The following is a 16,545-nucleotide window of genomic DNA, read 5'->3' as shown; positions in this document are numbered from 1 at the left end:
GCGCGTGGCCGTGCTCAACCGCTTCAGTCAGATCGGCCGGCCGCAGACCGTGCCGGTGGGTGCCGTGGCATGAGTCCGTCCGGGGTTGGGGTCAGGGCGTCTGCTCGTGGATTTGTGCAACAGAGCCCCCTACACCTACAAGGGCGAAACCACCACGATCCCGGCGGTGACGGCCGATTTCTGCCCCGCGTGCGACGAGTCCATCACCGACATGGCGGAAACCGAGCGCGTCATGCGCGAGATGCAGGCGTTCCACAAGCAGGTCAACGCCGCCACCGTGGACCCGAGCTTCATCGCCAGCGTGCGCAAGAAGCTCGACCTCGGCCAGCGCGAGGCCGCCCAGCTCTTCGGCGGCGGCGTCAACGCCTTCTCGCGCTACGAGACCGGCAAGACCCGCCCGCCGCTGGCCCTGGGGAAGCTGCTGAAGATGCTGGACCGCCACCCGGAGTTGCTGGACGAGGTGCGGGCGGCGTGACGGCGACTCACGGTGTCGTGCCCATCGCGCAGGACATTTGTGTACACACTGATGCACAATGGCGGCCTCAAAGCCCCTTGCTGGGAGTCCCCATGGAAACCAAGTCTGTCGGCATCCGCGAGTTCCGCGCCGGACTGGCCGAGTTCATCGACAACAAGCAGCCCGTTGCCGTCACGCGGCATGGGCAGACCGTGGGGTTTTTCATCCCCACAGCCCGCCCCGCCCAGGCGGATCTTCAGGCGCTGCGCGACGCGGCGGACAAGCTCGAAGCCGTCATGGCGCTGACGGAGGAGGAGGTCGAGGCCTCCGTCCGGGACTTCGACGGGTTGCGCAAGGCGGCGGCTGCACGCCGACGCACACCGAACTCCATGAAATGACGCCTCGAACCATCGTCCTGGACGCGAATGTGCTGATGCGTGCCGTCCTCGGTCGCCGGGTGGCGGGTCTGCTGGAAACCTTCGCGGCACAGGTGACGTTTCTGGCGCCAGAAATGGCCTTCGACGACGTGCGCGAGCACTTGGCGGCTGTTCTGTCCAAGCGCGGTGAGTCGGCGGCGCTGCAACCCGCGCTGGACAAGCTGGCCGCGTTGCGCAGCGTGGTGCAGTCCGTGGACCACACCGAGTACGAGGCCATGCAGTCGGCTGCGCTGGCCCGCATCGGCCCGCGTGACCCCGATGACTGGCCCATCCTGGCGTGTGCGCTTCTGCTGAATTGCCCGATCTGGACGGAAGACCGCGACTTCTTTGGCACCGGCGTGGCGACCTGGACAACGGCTCTGGTCGAGCTGTACTTCACCGAGCCGAGCCCCGGTTCGGCTGATCACTGACACCTGAACCGTCTCGACCTTTACCGTCCACATCCGCAAGAGGCCACCGCCATATTCTGCGGCGGCGTCAGCCCGTGTTGCGCAACCCCGCCGCCACCCCGTTGATCGAGATGTGAATCCCGCGCTGCAGGCGCTCCAGCGTCGCATCGCCCGCGGTCTTGGCGTCGGCCGGACGCTGGCGGTAGCGGCGCATCAGCTCGACCTGCAGGTGGTTGAGCGGGTCGAGATACGGGAAGCGGTGCTCGATCGAGCGCGCCAGCGTCGGGTTGGCGGCCAGGCGCTGGGCGTCGCCGGTGATCTGGTTCAGCGCGTCCTGGGTGCGCTGCCATTCGGCCTCGATCGCGGCGAAGATCTTCTTGCCGAGCTTCTTGTCCTCGACCAGATCGAGGTAGCGCGCGGCGATGCGCAGGTCGGTCTTGGCCAGCACCATGTCCAGGTTGGACAGCAGGGTGCGGAAGAAGGGCCATTCCCGGTACATGCGCTGCAGCAGCGCCAGGCGCTCGGCCTGGGCCTTGTCGCCCTTGGCACCGGCCAGATAGGCGGCGACCGCCGAGCCGAAGCCGCACCAGCCCGGCAGCGCCACCCGGCACTGGCCCCAGCTGAAGCCCCACGGAATCGCGCGCAGATCCTCGATCGCGCGGGTGGCCTTGCGGGAGGCCGGGCGCGAGCCGATGTTGAGCTCGGCGATCTCGCGGATCGGCGTGGCGCTGAAGAAGTAGTCGGTGAAGCCCGGGGTCTCGTAGACCAGCGCGCGGTAGGCGGCCATGCTGGCGGTCGAGATCTCGGCCGCGGCGTCCAGGAAGGCCTTCGGCGCGCTCTTGGTCGGGTGCAGCAGCGTGGCCTCCAGCGTCGCGGCCACTAGGGTCTCCAGGTTGCGCAGGCCGATCTCGGGGTGCGCGTATTTCGAGGCGATCACTTCGCCCTGCTCGGTCAGGCGGATCTGGCCGTTCACCGTGCCCGGGGGCTGCGCCAGGATGGCCTGATAGCTCGGGCCGCCGCCGCGGCCGACCGTGCCGCCCCGGCCGTGGAACAGCCGCAGCGTGATGCCGTGGTCGCGGCCGAGCTGCTCGAACAGCTCCACCAGCGCCAGTTCGGCCGCGTACAGCTCCCAGTTGCTGGTGAAGAAGCCGCCGTCCTTGTTGCTGTCCGAGTAGCCCAGCATGATGTCCTGCTCGCGGCCCGAGCGCGCGACCATGCCGGCGATGCCGGGCAGCGCGTAGAACTGCGCCATGATCGGCGCGGCGTTGCGCAGGTCACCGATGGTCTCGAACAGCGGCACCACGATCAGGTCGTTGACCGCCGCGCCGCTGTCGAGCGTGCCGCGCATCAGGCCGACTTCCTTCTGCAGCACCAGCACCTCGAGCAGGTCGCTGACATCCTCGGTGTGGCTGATGATGTAGTGGCGCAGCGCGTGGCGACCGAAGCGGCCCAGCATCTCGCGCGCGGTCTCGAAGATGGACAGCTCGCTGCGGGCGTGGTCGGAGTAGTCGGCGCCGATCACGCGCAGCGGGCGCGCGTCGTCCAGGACCTTCAGCAGCAGCGTGCGCCGGCCGGCCTCGTCCAGGCTTGAATAGTCGGCCTCGATGCGCGCCACGCGCAGCAGCTCGGCCACCACCTCCTCGTGCTTGTCCGAACTCTGGCGCAGGTCGACCGTGGCCAGATGGAAGCCGAAGACCTCGACCGCGCGCATCAGCGGCGCCAGGCGCGGCGCGATCAGCGCCTGCGCGTGGTGGAACTTCAGCGAGGCCTCGATCACCTGCAGGTCGGCGAGGAACTCGCTGGCCGAGGCGTAGGGGTTCTGCGGCGCCACCGCGTGGCGCAGCGCCTCGGTGCCGGTCAGCTCGTGCAGCGTCGCGGCCAGACGCGCGTAGATGCCGATCAGCGCGCGGCGGTAGGGCTCGTCCTGGCGATGCGCGTTCTGGTCGGGCGAGCGCTCGGCCAGCGCGGTCATCTCGGGCGTGACCGGGCACAGCAGCAGCGACATCGACAGCTCGGCGCCGAGCTGGTGCACCTCGGTCAGGTAGTGGCGCAGCGCCGTCTCGCTCTGGCGCGACAGCGCCAGCTTCAGCGTCTCGGCGGTCACGAAGGGGTTGCCGTCGCGGTCGCCGCCGATCCAGTTGCCCATGCGGAAGAAGTTGGCGATGTCGCGGCCCGGCAGCGCGTGCTCGACCTCGCGGTACATCTTCGGGATCTGGCGCAGGAAGGTCGAGCGGTAGTAGGACAGCGCGTTCTCGATCTCGTCCGAGACGGTCAGCTTGGTGTAGCGCAGCATGCGCGTCTGCCAGAGCTGGGTCACGCGGGCGGCGAGCTGCTCCTCGTTCTCGGCGCGCTCGCGCGCGGTGTGCAGGTGGTCGCGCTGGTTGATCAGCTCGGCCACGGCGCGCTCGGCGTCGAGGATGGACTTGCGCTGCACCTCGGTCGGGTGCGCGGTTAGCACCGGCGAGATGTAGGCACGCGCGAGTGTGCCGGCGATGTCGTCGGCGCGGATGTCGGCCTCGGCCAGGCGCTCGAAGGCCATCGCGAGCGACCCCTCCTGCAGATGCCCCTGGCGCTCGTGCACCTCGCGGCGGCGCACATGGTGGCGGTCCTCGGCGATGTTGGCCAGGTGCGAGAAGTAGCTGAAGGCGCGGATCACGCTGACGGTCTGCTCGACCGACAGGTTCTTCAGCAGGCGGTCGAGCGACTTGCCGGCGCTGGCATCCTGCTTCAGGCGGTAGGCGACCGAGAGCTGGCGGATCTTCTCGACCAGCTCGTAGGCGGCCTTGCCTTCCTGTTCGCGGATGACGTCGCCGAGGATGCGCCCGAGCAGGCGGATGTCCTCGACCAGCGGTCGGTTCTTCTCGGCCGCATCGGCGGCCGACCCGGTCTCGACGACCGGGGTTTCAGGAGCGGGGGCGGAAGCGGCGTTCTTCTTGGGACGGGCAGCGCGGGGCATTGAAACCTCGATGGCGATGGAGTGGTAACCGGGTTACGCGGCGCATGTTAGCACCCGAAGTGGTGATCCAGAGCAGCTTTCGGACCAGAACCGGTCCGTTGGCGCCGTGTGAGGCCTGTCACGACTTCGTCAGCCGATGAAGGACAATCGCGGCATGAACACACTGTCGTCCCCGTGCATCATCGCCACCCGCGAAAGCCGCCTGGCCCTGTGGCAGGCCGAGCATGTCCAGTCCCTGCTGCGCCAGCGCTTCGGCTGGAGCGTCGAGCTGCTGGGCATGACGACGAAGGGTGACCAGATCCTGGACCGCGCGCTGTCGAAGGTCGGCGGCAAGGGCCTGTTCGTCAAGGAGCTGGAAGTCGCGCTGGAGGAGGGCCGCGCCCACCTGGCGGTGCATTCGCTCAAGGACGTGCCGATGGAGATGCCCGAGGGCTTCTCGCTGTGCACCGTGCTGGAGCGCGAGGACCCGCGCGATGCCTGGGTCTCGCCCCGTTTCGAGTCGGTGCAGGCGCTGCCGCAGGGCGCGCGGGTCGGCACCTCGAGCCTGCGCCGGGTGGTGCAGCTCAAGGCGATCCGGCCGGATCTGGATGTGCAGCCGCTGCGGGGCAACCTCGACACCCGGCTGCGCAAGCTCGACGAGGGCCAGTACGACGGCATCGTGCTGGCCGCCGCGGGCCTGAAGCGGCTGGGCCTGGACGCGCGCATCCGCGCGGTGATCGATCCGGACGTGATGCTGCCGGCGGCCGGGCAGGGCGCGCTCGGCCTGGAGGTGCGCACCGATTCGACCGTGCTGCGCGAGGCGCTGGCGTCGCTGACCCACGCGCCGACCTGGCTGGCGGTGCATGCCGAGCGCGCGGTGTCGCGGGCGCTGGGCGGCAGCTGCAGCATGCCGCTGGCCGCCTGGGCGCACTGGCAGGGCGGCACGCTCGCGCTGCAGGCGCGGCTGGGCCATCCGGTCGATGCGGCGCATCCGCTGCATGTCGTGAACGTGTCGGCCGAGGTGACCGACACCGCGGCCGCCGAGGCGCTGGGCCTGGAAGCGGCGCGCCAGCTGCGCGCCGCCGGCGGCCAGGTCTGCCTGGACGCGGCCGCCGCGCTGTCGGCCGGCGCATGACGCCAGCCGCCGCGCTGCCGACGGTGCTTGTCACCCGGCCGCAGCCACAGGCCGACGACTGGGTCGCGCGGCTGCAGGCGCTGGGCGCGCCCGCGCAGGCCCTGCCACTGATGCGCATCGTGCGCCGCGAGGGCTTCGACGCCGCGGTGCGTGCGGCCTGGAGCGATCTGGCGCGGCACCGGCTGGTGATGTTCGTCAGTCCGAACGCGGTGCTGGCCTTCTTCGCCGGGCGACCCGAGGGCGCCGCCTGGCCGGCGCAGACGCTGGCCGGCGCGACCGGCCCCGGCACGATCGCGGCGCTGCGCGCGCAGGGTGTCGATGCGCGCTCGATCGCCGCGCCCCCCGAAGATGCGGCGAGCTTCGATGCCGAATCGCTGTGGCGCCATGCGCTGGCTGGACTGGACTGGACGCAGCGGCAGGCGCTGATCGTGCGCGGCGAGGATGGCCGCGACTGGCTGGCCACGACGCTGCGTCAGGCCGGTGCCCACGTCGATGCCCTGGCCGCCTACGCGCGCGCCGAGCCGGCCTGGAGCGCGGCGGAATCTGCCGCACTGGCCGTGGTCGCGCGCGATCCGGCCGCGCAGGTCTGGTTGTTCAGCAGCTCGCAGTGCATCGCGCACCTGCTGCGCGCGCCGGTGGACGCCGCAACCCTGGCGGCGCTGCGCCAGGTGCCGGTGCTGGCCACCCATGCGCGCATTGCCGAGACCGCCCGATCGGCCGGCTTTGTCTCGGTCGTGCCGGTGCGTCCGGACCCGCTTGAGGTGCGTCAGGCGCTCAAGCGCTCGCAGGAGCCGCGGGCGTGATGTGCCGCACGCGGGTGCGGTCCGCTCTATACAATCTTTCCGGAGGGAGGTTCCTCCTCCCGGACCCGCATTGCCCGTGAACGATCAATCCTCCTCTTCCAGCAGTCCGGTTCCGCCGGCTGGCGCCGCCGAGGCGCCGGTCGAGGCATCCGCACCGGCCGTTCCTGCTGCCGCGCCCGCAGCGGCGTCCGTGGCGCCGGCCGCGTCCGCGCCGCCGCTGTCTGCGCCCCCGCCCGTGGCCACGCCTGCGAACCTGCCTGCGCCCGCGCCCGCCTTGCCCGGCTGGGTCCTGCCGACCGGCCTGGTGCTGGCGCTGCTGGCCGGCGGCGGCGCCTGGACCAGCTGGCAGACGCAGCAGCGGGTGCATTCGCTCGAGATGGAGCTGGTCAAGCGCCAGCAGGACAGCGGCGAGCAGTCCGCCGAGGCCCGGGTGCTGGCGCGCCAGTCCGACGAGATCGCGCGCGACGCGGCCGCCAAGGTCGCGCTGATGGAGGCGCGTGTCTCCGAGGTCGCGCTGCAGCGCGGCCAGATCGACGACCTGCTGCAGTCGCTGTCGCGCTCGCGTGACGAGAACGCGGTGTCCGACATCGACTCGGCCGTCCGGCTGGCGATCCAGCAGTCCACGCTGACCGGCTCGGCCGAGCCGCTGATGGTGGCGCTGCGCAGCGCCGACGAGCGGCTGGCGCGCATCAGCCAGCCGCGCCTGGAGCCGCTGCGCCGGGCGATCGCCCGCGACATGGACCGGGTGCGCTCGGTGGCGGTGCCCGACATCGGCTCGCTGCTGATCAAGCTCGACGAGACGGTGCGGCTGGCCGACGAGCTGCCGCTGGTCTCGCAGGCTGCCACCACCGGCCGGGCGGCGGCCCAGCAGGCACGTGCAGTGCAGGCCGCCGCCCGGGCCTCGGCCGCGCAGGGCGGAGCCGCCAGCGCGGCCTGGCCGCAGTGGCTGCAGGACTGGAGCCGGCCGGTCGAGCTGGTCTGGTCCGAGATCACCGGCCTGCTGCGGGTGACCCGCATCGATCATCCCGAGGCAATGCTGCTGTCGCCTGACCAGGGCTTCTTCCTGCGCGAGAACCTGAAGCTGCGTCTGCTCAATGCCCGGCTGTCGCTGCTGTCGCGCCAGCCCGAGGCGGCGGTGGCCGACCTGCAGGCCTGTCAGCGCATGCTGTCGACCTATTTCGACATGAGCGCGCGGCGCACCCAGATCGCGGCCGACATGCTGCGCCAGGTCTCCTCGCAGAGCCGGCTGGTCGGCATTCCGCGGCCGGACGACACGCTGGCCGCCACCACGGCCGCGCTGGCCGGACGCTGAAGGAGTCGCACGATGCGTCAGGTGGTGTGGCTGCTGATGATGTTCGCCATCGCGGTGCTGGCGGCGAGCACGCTGGGCGCCAATGACGGGCTGGTGTCGATCTACTGGGCGCCGTGGCGGGTCGATCTGTCGATCAATGTCTTCGTGCTGCTGCTGCTGGCGGCGGGTTTTGTCGGCCATGTGCTGACGGGGGCGGTCGCCGGCCTGATCGATCTGCCGCAGCGGGCGCGCCAGTGGCGCACCCAGCAGCGCGAGGCGGCGGTGCAGCGCGCGATGCGCGAGGCGGTGGCGCAGCTCTTCGCCGGCCGCTACGGCCGCGCGCACAAGGCGGCGCAGCAGGCGCTGGACATCCGCATCCAGGCGCCCGACCTGAAGCTCGATCCGGATCTGCCGGTGCTGGCGCATCTGCTGTCGGCCAGTGCGCTGCACCGGCTGCAGGATCAGGGCCGGCGCGACGAGCAGCTCTCGCGCGCGCAGGCGCTGCTGGCGGATCTGCCCTCGGGCTCCGCGATCGGCGAGGGCGCCCGCATGCTGGCCGCCGAGTGGGCGGTCGACGACCGCGATGCCGATCGGGCGCTCGACCAGCTCGGTCAGCTGCCGGCCGGCGTGGCCCGCCGCACCCATGCGCTGCGGCTGAAGCTGCAGGCCACCCGTCTTGCCCGTCAGCCGCTCGAGGCGCTGAAGACCGCACGCCTGCTGGCCAAGCATCAGGGCTTCACGCCGGCGGCCGCCCAGGGGCTGCTGCGCTCGCTGGCGGTCGAGGCGCTCGACACCGCCCGCGATGCCGACCAGCTGCGCCGCATCTGGCTGCAGCTCGATGGCGCCGACCGGCGTGATCCGTATGTGGCCGCCCGCGCCGCGCGCCGTGCGGCTGCGGTCGAGGCGCCCTCCGACGCCCGGGGCTGGCTCAAGCCCCACTGGGAGCGGCTGACCGAACTCGACGAGCGCGACCGCGGCGATGTGCTCGATGCCTTCGTCGAGGTGCTGCCGGGGCTGCCGGCCGACTGGCTGCCCTTGCTCGAGACCGCGGTCGACGCTTCGCCGCGCGACGCACATCTGACCTATGTCGTCGGCCGGGCGATGGCCGAGCGCCAGCTCTGGGGGCGGGCGCACCGCCTGCTGGAGTCGGCGGCTTGCGCGACCGATGCGGCACCGGCGCTGCGGCTGAAGGCCTGGCGCGCGCTGGCCGAGATCGCCGAGAGCGAAGGCGACGAGGCCTTGGCACAGCGCTGCTATCGCGAGGCCGCACGCAGCCTCTGATCCGGGCTCAAAAAATAATTGTCGGAAGTGCTTGCGGAAATTTTCAGGCGCATGCCATAATTCATCTCTCAGCGAAATTCGCATGGCGGCTGTAGCTCAGTTGGATAGAGTACTTGGCTACGAACCAAGGGGTCGTGGGTTCGAATCCTGCCAGCCGCGCCATAAAGATGAATTCGCCGAGATGATCGCAAGGTCAATGCGGCTGTAGCTCAGTTGGATAGAGTACTTGGCTACGAACCAAGGGGTCGTGGGTTCGAATCCTGCCAGCCGCACCAAACATCAAGGGACTGCTCAAAAAGCAGTCCCTTTTCTTTTTTCGGCCCTTTTCCGGGCTGCCACCGCTCAGCGAATGGTCTGCCGATCCAGGCCGGCACGCAGCGCCAGGTCCACCAGCGGCTGCTCGCGCTTGTTGGCGCGTCGGCAGTGATCCTTTTGGAACAGATCGGTGAGGCGGATCACCAGGCGCGCCCAGCGCCTGTGCTCGCGCACCCGCCAGGCATGCGACGAGATCGATTCCCAGGCGTGGCCGCCGAAGACGGTCGCATTGACGAAATGGTCGAGCGCGCGCACGCCGGCGCGGCCGCGCCGGTTGGGGCCGAACAGGCCGATCCACACCAGCATCAGGTAGCCGATCACCGCCAGAGGCACGATCGCGCACATCAGCAGGATGCCTGCCGCCCGCTCCTTCATCCGGCTGCAGCCTCCGCGCGCCGGTGCAGGCGCAGGCGCACGCCGTTGGCCGAGCGGATCGTCAGCCGACCGACCGGGCGGGGCTCATGGCCTTCGACGGCCTCCAGCCGCCAGCGGCGCACCAGCTGCGCCAGGATCAGCGTCGCTTCCTGCAGCGCGAAGGCCGCGCCCAGGCAGACGCGCGGCCCCATGCCGAAGGGCAGGTAGCCGGCACGGCCGTGGCCCGTGCTGCCTTCTTCGTCGCGGGCATGGCGATCGGGATCGAAGGCGTCCGGATCGTGCCAGCCTTCACGCTGGCGCTGGATCAGCCAGGGCGAGATCACCACCGTGGCACCCGCCTTGACCTGCTTGCCGCGCATCGGGCAGCCGGTGCGCGCCTGCCGGGCCATGAAGCCCACCGGCGGGAACAGCCGCAGCGTCTCGCGGAAGACGTTGCGGGTCAGCGTCAGGCCCTTCATGTCGGCCGTGCCGGGTGCGCGTGCGCCAAGCTGTGTGGCGACCTCGTCATGGACGCGCTGCTGGATGTCGGGCGCGCGTGCCAGCAGGTGGCAGGCCCAGGTCAGCGCGCTGGCCGAGGTCTCGTGTCCGGCCAGGAAGAGCATCGCGACCTGGTCGACCAGCTCCTCGAAGCCGAAGGCGCGCCCCTGCTCGTCGCGCGCGTCGAGAAAGGCGGCGAGGATGTCGGCCTGCGGATGCTCGGCGCCGGTGCGGCGGGCCTCGAAGCGCGGGCGGATCAGCGTCTCGAGCAGGCCGCGGATCTCGCGTGCGGCGCGGCGTGCGCGCCAGGCGTCCCAGGGCCAGACCAGCCAGCGCAGCCCGAAGATCGACGGCAGGATCAGCCGCGGCACCAGCGCCTGGTAGCGGGCGAAGGCGTCGAACACCCGCCGAGCGTCCGCGCCCTCCATCGGCACCGAGAAGATGGTGCGGAAGATGATGTCGGCGGTGACATGGGTCATCTCGACCTCGATGTCATGCTCGGTGCCCTCGGCAAGCTGCGCCAGCCGCGCCAGCATCGCCTCGGTCGCGGCGGCCATGACCGGAAAGGCCACCTGCAGCCGCGCCTGCGCGAAGGCCGGGTCCATCATCGCGCGCTGGCGCCGCCATTGCTCGCCGCTGGTGGTGAAGATGCTCTCGCCCAGCAGCGGCTCGAGCGCCTGGCCGAGCAGCTCGCTCTTCGGGAAGTCCTCGGCCTGCTCGACCATCACCCGCCGCACCAGGCCGGGTTCGTTGACCATGTAGAGGTCGAGGCCCGGCAGGCGGACCTCGCCCATCTGCATCCGGTAGCTGCGCTCGTACAGCGCGTCCAGCCAGGAGTGGCGCGCGCTCAGGAACATCAGCAGGCCGGAGGCCTTGTTCCGGCGCGGGGTCGGATAGGCGGGGCAGAAGCGGGCCATCGCGGTTCAGCGCCTCCGTGTCTCGACCAGCTGCTGCTCGAAGCGGCGCGGGCCGTAGAGCATCGCGAACAAATCGAAGTTGCCGGGCCGGTCCGGCGTCATCAGGTAGAGGAAATGCGCCTGCAGCTTGTCGCGGCGGATCGCGGCCCAGTGCAGCGGGTCGTACATCTGGAAGAAGCTCGCGGCGCGGCGGCGTGGCAGCGGGCCGGCCTGCTCGGCCAGCTCGGTGCCGGCCAGCGGCGCGGTGCTGAAGAAGCACATCGGGTCGATGCGCGCGGTCACGTCCAGCCAGACCAGATCCGGATGGCGCGACAGCCGCAGCAGCGCATGGCGGAAGGACTCGGCGCCGGGCAGCAGCGCCAGGCACGGATAGCACTGGCCGAGCGTCAGCATCGCGGTGCGGCGTCCCGCCTGCAGCGCCTGCCAGCGCGGATCGCGCAGCAGCTGGTCGACCGCCTCGACCATCACCAGCGTGCCCACGCTGTGGCCGGCCAGCACCACCTCGTCGACCGGATCGGCGCTCTGGCGCTCGATCACATGCTCGACCCATTCCTGGACCCGCTCGTCCATGCCGGCGACCTGGCCGCGGCCCATGCACAGGATGAAGTGGTAGATGCGCATCAGCCAGAACAGCCCGGCCTGCGCGCCCAGCGAGATCAGCATGCCGCTCAGTGCCAGGCCCACGCCGGTGGCCACCGCTACCAGGCCGGTGTCGCCCAGCGCGGTCAGCGGCAGCGCCGACATCGCGGCGATGACGAAGCCGCCCACCAGCAGCGTTGCCACCAGCCAGAGCAGCGGCAGCAGCGCGGTCAGCAGCGCGGTCGGGTGCAGCGCGTGCACCCGGCGCAGGCCGACGTCTCGCATCATCGCCACCTGCACCGCGACGAACTCGCGCAGCAGCGCCAGCGGCTGGCGGCTCCAGTGGCGCCGGATGATGTCGTCCCAGCTCATGAAGACATGCTCGGTGCGCACCGCCGCATCGTCCGGCGAGGCGGCGGGGGCAGCCGGAGCCGGCCGCCAGTCCACCGTCCAGCGGTGGAAGAGCTCGCCGATGCGCTGGCGCGCGCCGGTGGTGATGCTGCCGCCGCCCGGCTGCGGGCGCTCGCCCTGCTGGCTGAACAGGCGGTGATAGTGGCCGGCCCCGCGTGGGTCGAAGCCGCTGAAATAGTGGACGCGGCGCCGACGCACCGGCGTGGCAGGCGCGAGACTGGAGGACAGGGGACGGGTGGGCGGGGGAGTCATGGCATGCACCGGACGGTGGTCGCGGCTGGATCATCTCGGGACCGGTGCATGATGCGCCGCCGGCTCCGGCCGTGATCGGCGGAACTCGAGCGGCAAAGGCGGGCAAAAGGGCGGTGCGGCGCGCCCCGGGCCTCAGCCCTTCTTCGGGGGATCCGGAATCAGGCAGGCTTCCATCACCTGCAGGTCGTTGTCGCGGGCGAAGTTCATCACGAAGTCCCAGGCCATCGGCTCGATGTCCTTCAGCGCCTCGCTGACGACCACGCACTTGGTGCTGCCGATGACGGTCGGGATGCAGTAGGGCGAGTAGCCGATCGCCGAGCCGATGCCCGAGCGACTGCCGCCCCCGGGGCGGAAGCACGACATGGCGCCGGCCAGGCGCTCGGCCCAGTCGCTCGGACGGAAGGTGCGGCCGTCGCGGGTGATGCCCTGGATGAAGACTTCGCGGGGTTTGGGTTTCGAGTTGTTCGTCACGGGCTGCTGCCTTGTTCTGCTTGCGGTGACAAGCGCATGCGGCCGCCCGTCAGCCCGCTATTGTGCTGCAGCGCAGCAGCAATCGGTGCAGGACGGAACGGCCGCGGAGTCAGGGCAGATGTCGGCCGGCACCGCGGGCGGCGCCGGGTCTCTGCGTCTCGGTCTGTGCGGTTCTTGCGCGCCGGCACTGGCGCGCGGGGTGCGAGTATCGCTCAGGCGTCTGTCGGCGTGCTGTCGTCGGCTTTCCTTACAATGGGTCGGGCGCCGTCCTCGTGCGGCGCCTTCTGCATTTTTCCCGACTGGATTTCACCCCCTCCACGGAGCGCCCCAAGATGACCGCCGAGTCCGCGACGATCGCCGAACCCCACGTGATGACGACCTACGGCCGCCTGCCGATCGCGCTGGTGCGAGGCCGAGGCTGCCGCGTCTGGGACTCGGCCGGCCGCGAGTACCTCGACGGCCTGGGCGGCATCGCGGTCAACACGCTGGGCCATGCGCACCCGAAGTTCGTCGCCGCGCTGCAGGAGCAGGTCGCGACCCTGATCCACTGCTCGAACTACTACCACATCCCCGGCCAGGAGCAGCTCGCGGCCAGGCTGGTCGAGCTGTCGGGCCTGACCAACGCCTTCTTCTGCAGCACCGGCCTGGAGGCCAACGAGGCGGCGCTGAAGCTCGCGCGCAAGTTCGGCCACGACAAGGGGATCGAGCGCCCCGAGGTGATCGTGTTCGAGAAGGCCTTCCACGGCCGCTCGATCGCGACGCTGTCGGCCACCGGCAACCCGAAGGTGCAGGCCGGCTTCGGCCCGCTGGTCGAGGGCTTCGTGCGCGTGCCGCTCAACGACCTCGACGCGATCCGCGCCGCGGTCGAGTCCAACCCGAACATCACTGCGGTCTTCCTCGAGACCATCCAGGGCGAGGGCGGCATCCATGCGGCGCGCTGGGACTACCTGCGCGCGGTGCGCGAGCTGTGCGACCGGCACGATCTGCTGCTGATGCTCGACGAGGTGCAGTGCGGCATCGGCCGCACCGGCAAGTGGTTCGCCCACCAGTGGGCCGGCATCCAGCCGGACGTGATGCCGCTGGCCAAGGGCCTGGGCTCGGGCGTGCCGATCGGCGCGGTGGTGTGCGGTCCGCGGGCGGCGAACATCTTCAAGCCCGGCAACCACGGCACCACCTTCGGCGGCAACCCGCTGTCGATGCGCGCCGGCATCGAGACGCTGCGCATCATGGAGGAAGAGGACCTGCTGGAGAACGCCGCGGCTGTCGGCGCGCACCTGAAGGCGGCGCTGGAGCGCGAGCTCGCCGGCGTGGCTGGCGTGACCGAAGTGCGCGGCGCCGGCCTGATGCTGGGCATCGAGCTCGACCGGCCCTGCGGCGTGGTGCTGACGCGCGCGCTCGAGGCCGGCCTGCTGCTGAGCGTGACCGCCGACAGCGTGGTGCGCCTGGTGCCGCCGCTGACGCTGAGCGTGGCCGAGGCCGACGAGATCGTCGCGATCCTGGTGCCCGTGATCAAGACCTTCCTCGCCGAGTCCGCCGCAGCATGAAACCCGGAAACAGCCTGATGAAGCACTACCTGCAGTTCAAGGACTTCCGAGCCGAGGAGTACGCCTACCTGTTCGAGCGCGCGCGCCTGATCAAGCGCCGCTTCAAGAACTACGAGCGCTACCAGCCGCTGGCCGACCGCACGCTGGCGATGATCTTCGAGAAGGCCAGCACCCGCACCCGCGTCAGCTTCGAGGCCGGCATGTACCAGATGGGCGGCTCGGTGGTGCACCTGACCACCGGTGACAGCCAGCTCGGCCGCTCCGAGCCGATCGAGGACTCGGCGCGCGTCATCAGCCGCATGACCGACCTGGTCATGATCCGTACCTTCGAGCACACCAAGATCGAGGCCTTCGCCGCGCACAGCCGCGTGCCGGTCATCAACGGGCTGACCAACGAGTTCCACCCGTGCCAGATCATGGCCGACCTGTTCACCTACCTGGAGCACCGCGCGCCGGTCGGGGCGAACGGCTACGACCTGGGCTGCCTGAAGGGCAAGGTGGTGGCCTGGGTCGGCGACGGCAACAACATGGCCAACACCTGGCTGCAGGCGGCCGAGACGCTGGGCTTCACGGTGCATGTCAGCACGCCCAGCGGCTACGAGGTCGATCCGAAGGTGGCCGGCGTGCGATCGAGCGACTGCTACAAGGTCTTCACCGATCCGCGCGAGGCCTGCCGCGGCGCCGATCTGGTCACGACCGATGTCTGGACCAGCATGGGCTATGAGGCCGAAAACGAGGCCCGCAAGGCCGCCTTCGCCGACTGGTGCGTCGATGCCGAGATGATGGCGGTGGCCCGGCCGGACGCGCTCTTCATGCACTGCCTGCCCGCGCACCGCGGCGAGGAGGTCACCGCCGAGGTGATCGACGGCCCGCAGTCGGTGGTCTGGGACGAGGCCGAGAACCGCATGCACGTCCAGAAGGCGCTGATGGAGTATCTGCTGCTGGGCCGCATCGGCTGACCTTGGCGCTGGCGCTGGCGCTGACGCAGGCCGCGCCTGTTCGGCCGGCTCAGGCCGACGCCGAGCCGAACAGGCGCTGCAGGTCCAGGCCGTCGGCGCCCGGCGTGAAGCCGTGGCGCACCATGGCGGCCTCGACATCGATCAGCATCTCGCCGGCGGTCACCGGGCCGAACTCGTCGACGCAGCGCTTCTCGAGTTCGCCGCGCAGCAGCAGCAGGCCGCGCAGTTCGGTGCGCGCATCGGCCTCATGGCGTTCGCTGGGGCGGTCATGGCCGTCCGGGCGCGCCACCGGCGCCAGCAGCCGGGCCAGCTGCGCCTCGTCGTCGAGCGACACACCCAGCATCAGGGCCAGCCGGGCGATGCGCAGGTTCAGCTCCTCGCAGAGCTTCTCGATCTGGGCGACCCAGAGCGCGTCGGGTCGATGGTGCAGATGGGGCGACATGGGCGACGGACTGTCCGGGAAGTGCGTGACCCGTCCATCATAGGCCGATCGCCTCAGTCATGCTGCGATGCAGCATGGTCGCGTGGCGGCATTTCAGGTCGTGGGCGTCGCCGCGCCGGGCAGTGCCCGCGCCGCGCCCCGCGCCATGCCCGAGAAGCGGCCGCCGCCGAGATCCTCGGCCTTCATGCCGCGATTGATGTCCAGGCCGGTGAGCTGCCAGTCGCGCACCGGCAGGTGCGGGACCGGCCGGCGCATGCGCTCGTGGAAGCGGGTCGGCCACTCGATGCCGTGAATGTTCTGGAAATCGCGGGTGTCCAGCTCGAGCAGCGTGCCGCGGGCCGAGGCCAGGCCGTCGATCGTGAAGCGCACGCGGCGCATCAGCCGGGTGCGCCGGTCGATGCACAGCACCAGCTGGTCCACCGGCGACAGGCCCAGGCCCGGGCTCAGTCGCACCATCAGCCGCTCGCAGGCATGTTCGCCGACCTGCTCCAGGCCGGCCAGGCGCAGGGTGTGCGCGCCGTCCACCAGCGCCAGCGGGCCGAGCAGGCCCAGCCGGCTGCTGTCGGCCGCCAGCGCGCTGGCCTGCAGCAGCGCGGCATCGCGGGTGTTCAGGCTGTTGTAGGCCACCTCGACGCTGCCGGTGTCGCGTTCGCCGCGGCCCTGGCGGCGCAGCACATGCTTGTGACCGCCGGGCCCGGTGTGGATCTGGGCGATCAGGCCCTCCGCCGGCATCAGCCGCTCTTCGGACGAGACCCGAAAGCGTGCATCCGCCAGCTCCGGCTGCAGTCGGTCCACCAGCGTGCGCCACTCGCCTCGGCAGGAAAAGCTGAGATCGCGCACCCGGCGCCAGGCGCTCAGACCGTGGGCTGCGGCCGATTCGGCCAGCAGCGCCGCGGCGGCCGGCTGGGTGCTCTCGGTCGGGGGAATCGGCGACAGCGGCGGCGTGGTGGTGCAGCCGCCCAGCAGCGGTGCCGCGGCCAGCGGGGACAGCGCCAGCACGCCCAGCAGCAGACGCCGCCGGGCTTCGGGATGCGAAAGATTCGATCGGTCGTGACTCATTCGTTTTTCCTTCGCCCGG

General features: G+C 70.7%; 16 protein-coding genes and 2 tRNA genes. 11 read left to right on the top strand and 7 right to left on the bottom strand.

Going from position 1 to position 16,545, the window contains the following annotated elements; genetic code table 11:
- Positions 1 to 85: 85 nt before the first annotated feature.
- The 3 genes from HZU84_RS13520 (at position 86) to HZU84_RS13510 (ending at position 1,301) form a co-directional block, all read left to right on the top strand.
- Entirely contained in the window at positions 86 to 475 is a 390-nt protein-coding gene (locus HZU84_RS13520; RefSeq protein ID WP_149504297.1) for a type II TA system antitoxin MqsA family protein, read from the top strand.
- A 92-nt stretch (positions 476 to 567) separates the two neighbouring features.
- On the top strand, positions 568 to 852 hold the full coding sequence (locus tag HZU84_RS13515; protein WP_149504296.1) for a type II toxin-antitoxin system Phd/YefM family antitoxin: 285 nt from the start codon (positions 568 to 570) through the stop codon (positions 850 to 852).
- Positions 849 to 1,301, top strand: coding sequence for a PIN domain-containing protein (locus tag HZU84_RS13510; protein ID WP_149504295.1), 453 nt, complete (start codon positions 849 to 851; stop codon positions 1,299 to 1,301). Before HZU84_RS13515 ends, HZU84_RS13510 begins: the two co-directional genes overlap by 4 nt.
- 67 nt (positions 1,302 to 1,368) lie before the next feature.
- Here HZU84_RS13510 and ppc read toward each other — a convergent pair whose 3' ends face one another.
- Complete coding sequence (gene ppc / locus HZU84_RS13505) at positions 1,369 to 4,236, bottom strand: phosphoenolpyruvate carboxylase (RefSeq protein ID WP_149504294.1); 2,868 nt, start codon at positions 4,234 to 4,236, stop codon at positions 1,369 to 1,371.
- Between the two features lie 154 nt (positions 4,237 to 4,390).
- Here ppc and hemC point away from each other — a divergent pair, with 154 nt between their 5' ends.
- The 6 genes from hemC (at position 4,391) to HZU84_RS13475 (ending at position 9,000) form a co-directional block, all read left to right on the top strand.
- Positions 4,391 to 5,350 carry a hydroxymethylbilane synthase gene (hemC, locus tag HZU84_RS13500; RefSeq protein ID WP_244954303.1) on the top strand — a complete coding sequence of 320 codons (960 nt, stop codon included), beginning with the start codon at positions 4,391 to 4,393 and terminating at the stop codon, positions 5,348 to 5,350.
- Positions 5,347 to 6,153, top strand: coding sequence for a uroporphyrinogen-III synthase (locus tag HZU84_RS13495; protein WP_149504292.1), 807 nt, complete (start codon positions 5,347 to 5,349; stop codon positions 6,151 to 6,153). The genes hemC and HZU84_RS13495 overlap by 4 nt, the downstream gene beginning before the upstream one ends.
- A gap of 235 nt (positions 6,154 to 6,388) precedes the next feature.
- Positions 6,389 to 7,465 carry a uroporphyrinogen-III C-methyltransferase gene (locus tag HZU84_RS13490; RefSeq protein WP_244954302.1) on the top strand — a complete coding sequence of 359 codons (1,077 nt, stop codon included), beginning with the start codon at positions 6,389 to 6,391 and terminating at the stop codon, positions 7,463 to 7,465.
- A 12-nt stretch (positions 7,466 to 7,477) separates the two neighbouring features.
- The gene (locus HZU84_RS13485; RefSeq protein WP_149504290.1) at positions 7,478 to 8,725 is read left to right on the top strand and encodes a heme biosynthesis HemY N-terminal domain-containing protein; all 1,248 of its coding nucleotides are present in this window, start codon (positions 7,478 to 7,480) and stop codon (positions 8,723 to 8,725) included.
- An 85-nt stretch (positions 8,726 to 8,810) separates the two neighbouring features.
- Positions 8,811 to 8,887, top strand: a tRNA-Arg gene (locus HZU84_RS13480).
- Between the two features lie 36 nt (positions 8,888 to 8,923).
- Positions 8,924 to 9,000: transfer RNA gene (locus HZU84_RS13475), tRNA-Arg, on the top strand.
- Positions 9,001 to 9,067: 67 nt separating this feature from the next.
- Here HZU84_RS13475 and HZU84_RS13470 read toward each other — a convergent pair.
- The 4 genes from HZU84_RS13470 to HZU84_RS13455 all read right to left on the bottom strand — a co-directional run bounded on the left by HZU84_RS13470 (position 9,068) and on the right by HZU84_RS13455 (position 12,522).
- The gene (locus HZU84_RS13470) at positions 9,068 to 9,415 is read right to left on the bottom strand and encodes a hypothetical protein (RefSeq protein ID WP_149504289.1); all 348 of its coding nucleotides are present in this window, start codon (positions 9,413 to 9,415) and stop codon (positions 9,068 to 9,070) included.
- On the bottom strand, positions 9,412 to 10,809 hold the full coding sequence (locus HZU84_RS13465; protein ID WP_149504288.1) for a cytochrome P450: 1,398 nt from the start codon (positions 10,807 to 10,809) through the stop codon (positions 9,412 to 9,414). The genes HZU84_RS13470 and HZU84_RS13465 overlap by 4 nt, the downstream gene beginning before the upstream one ends.
- A gap of 6 nt (positions 10,810 to 10,815) precedes the next feature.
- Complete coding sequence (locus HZU84_RS13460; protein WP_149504287.1) at positions 10,816 to 12,051, bottom strand: hypothetical protein; 1,236 nt, start codon at positions 12,049 to 12,051, stop codon at positions 10,816 to 10,818.
- A gap of 132 nt (positions 12,052 to 12,183) precedes the next feature.
- Complete coding sequence (locus HZU84_RS13455) at positions 12,184 to 12,522, bottom strand: DUF3579 domain-containing protein (RefSeq protein ID WP_149504286.1); 339 nt, start codon at positions 12,520 to 12,522, stop codon at positions 12,184 to 12,186.
- A 332-nt stretch (positions 12,523 to 12,854) separates the two neighbouring features.
- Between HZU84_RS13455 and HZU84_RS13450 the strand changes: the two genes are divergently transcribed.
- Together HZU84_RS13450 and argF are read left to right on the top strand one after the other, a co-directional pair.
- Positions 12,855 to 14,066: an aspartate aminotransferase family protein gene (locus HZU84_RS13450; RefSeq protein WP_149504285.1), complete on the top strand. Its 1,212-nt coding sequence runs from the start codon at positions 12,855 to 12,857 to the stop codon at positions 14,064 to 14,066.
- A complete protein-coding gene (gene argF / locus HZU84_RS13445) occupies positions 14,063 to 15,025 on the top strand; it encodes an ornithine carbamoyltransferase (RefSeq protein WP_149504284.1) in 963 nt (320 codons plus the stop codon). The genes HZU84_RS13450 and argF overlap by 4 nt, the downstream gene beginning before the upstream one ends.
- Positions 15,026 to 15,074: 49 nt before the next feature.
- Here the strand turns inward: argF and HZU84_RS13440 are convergent, their stop codons facing one another.
- A complete protein-coding gene (locus HZU84_RS13440) occupies positions 15,075 to 15,467 on the bottom strand; it encodes a hypothetical protein (RefSeq protein WP_149504283.1) in 393 nt (130 codons plus the stop codon).
- Positions 15,468 to 15,560: 93 nt separating this feature from the next.
- On the bottom strand, positions 15,561 to 16,526 hold the full coding sequence (locus HZU84_RS13435; RefSeq protein WP_149504282.1) for a hypothetical protein: 966 nt from the start codon (positions 16,524 to 16,526) through the stop codon (positions 15,561 to 15,563).
- Between the last annotated feature and the right edge of the window lie 19 nt (positions 16,527 to 16,545).

The sequence above is a fragment of the Sphaerotilus sulfidivorans genome (assembly GCF_013426975.1).
Taxonomy (GTDB): Bacteria; Pseudomonadota; Gammaproteobacteria; order Burkholderiales; family Burkholderiaceae_C; genus Sphaerotilus; species Sphaerotilus sulfidivorans.
Note: the sequence above shows the minus strand (reverse complement) of the source record. Positions and strands in the feature narration are given on the sequence as shown.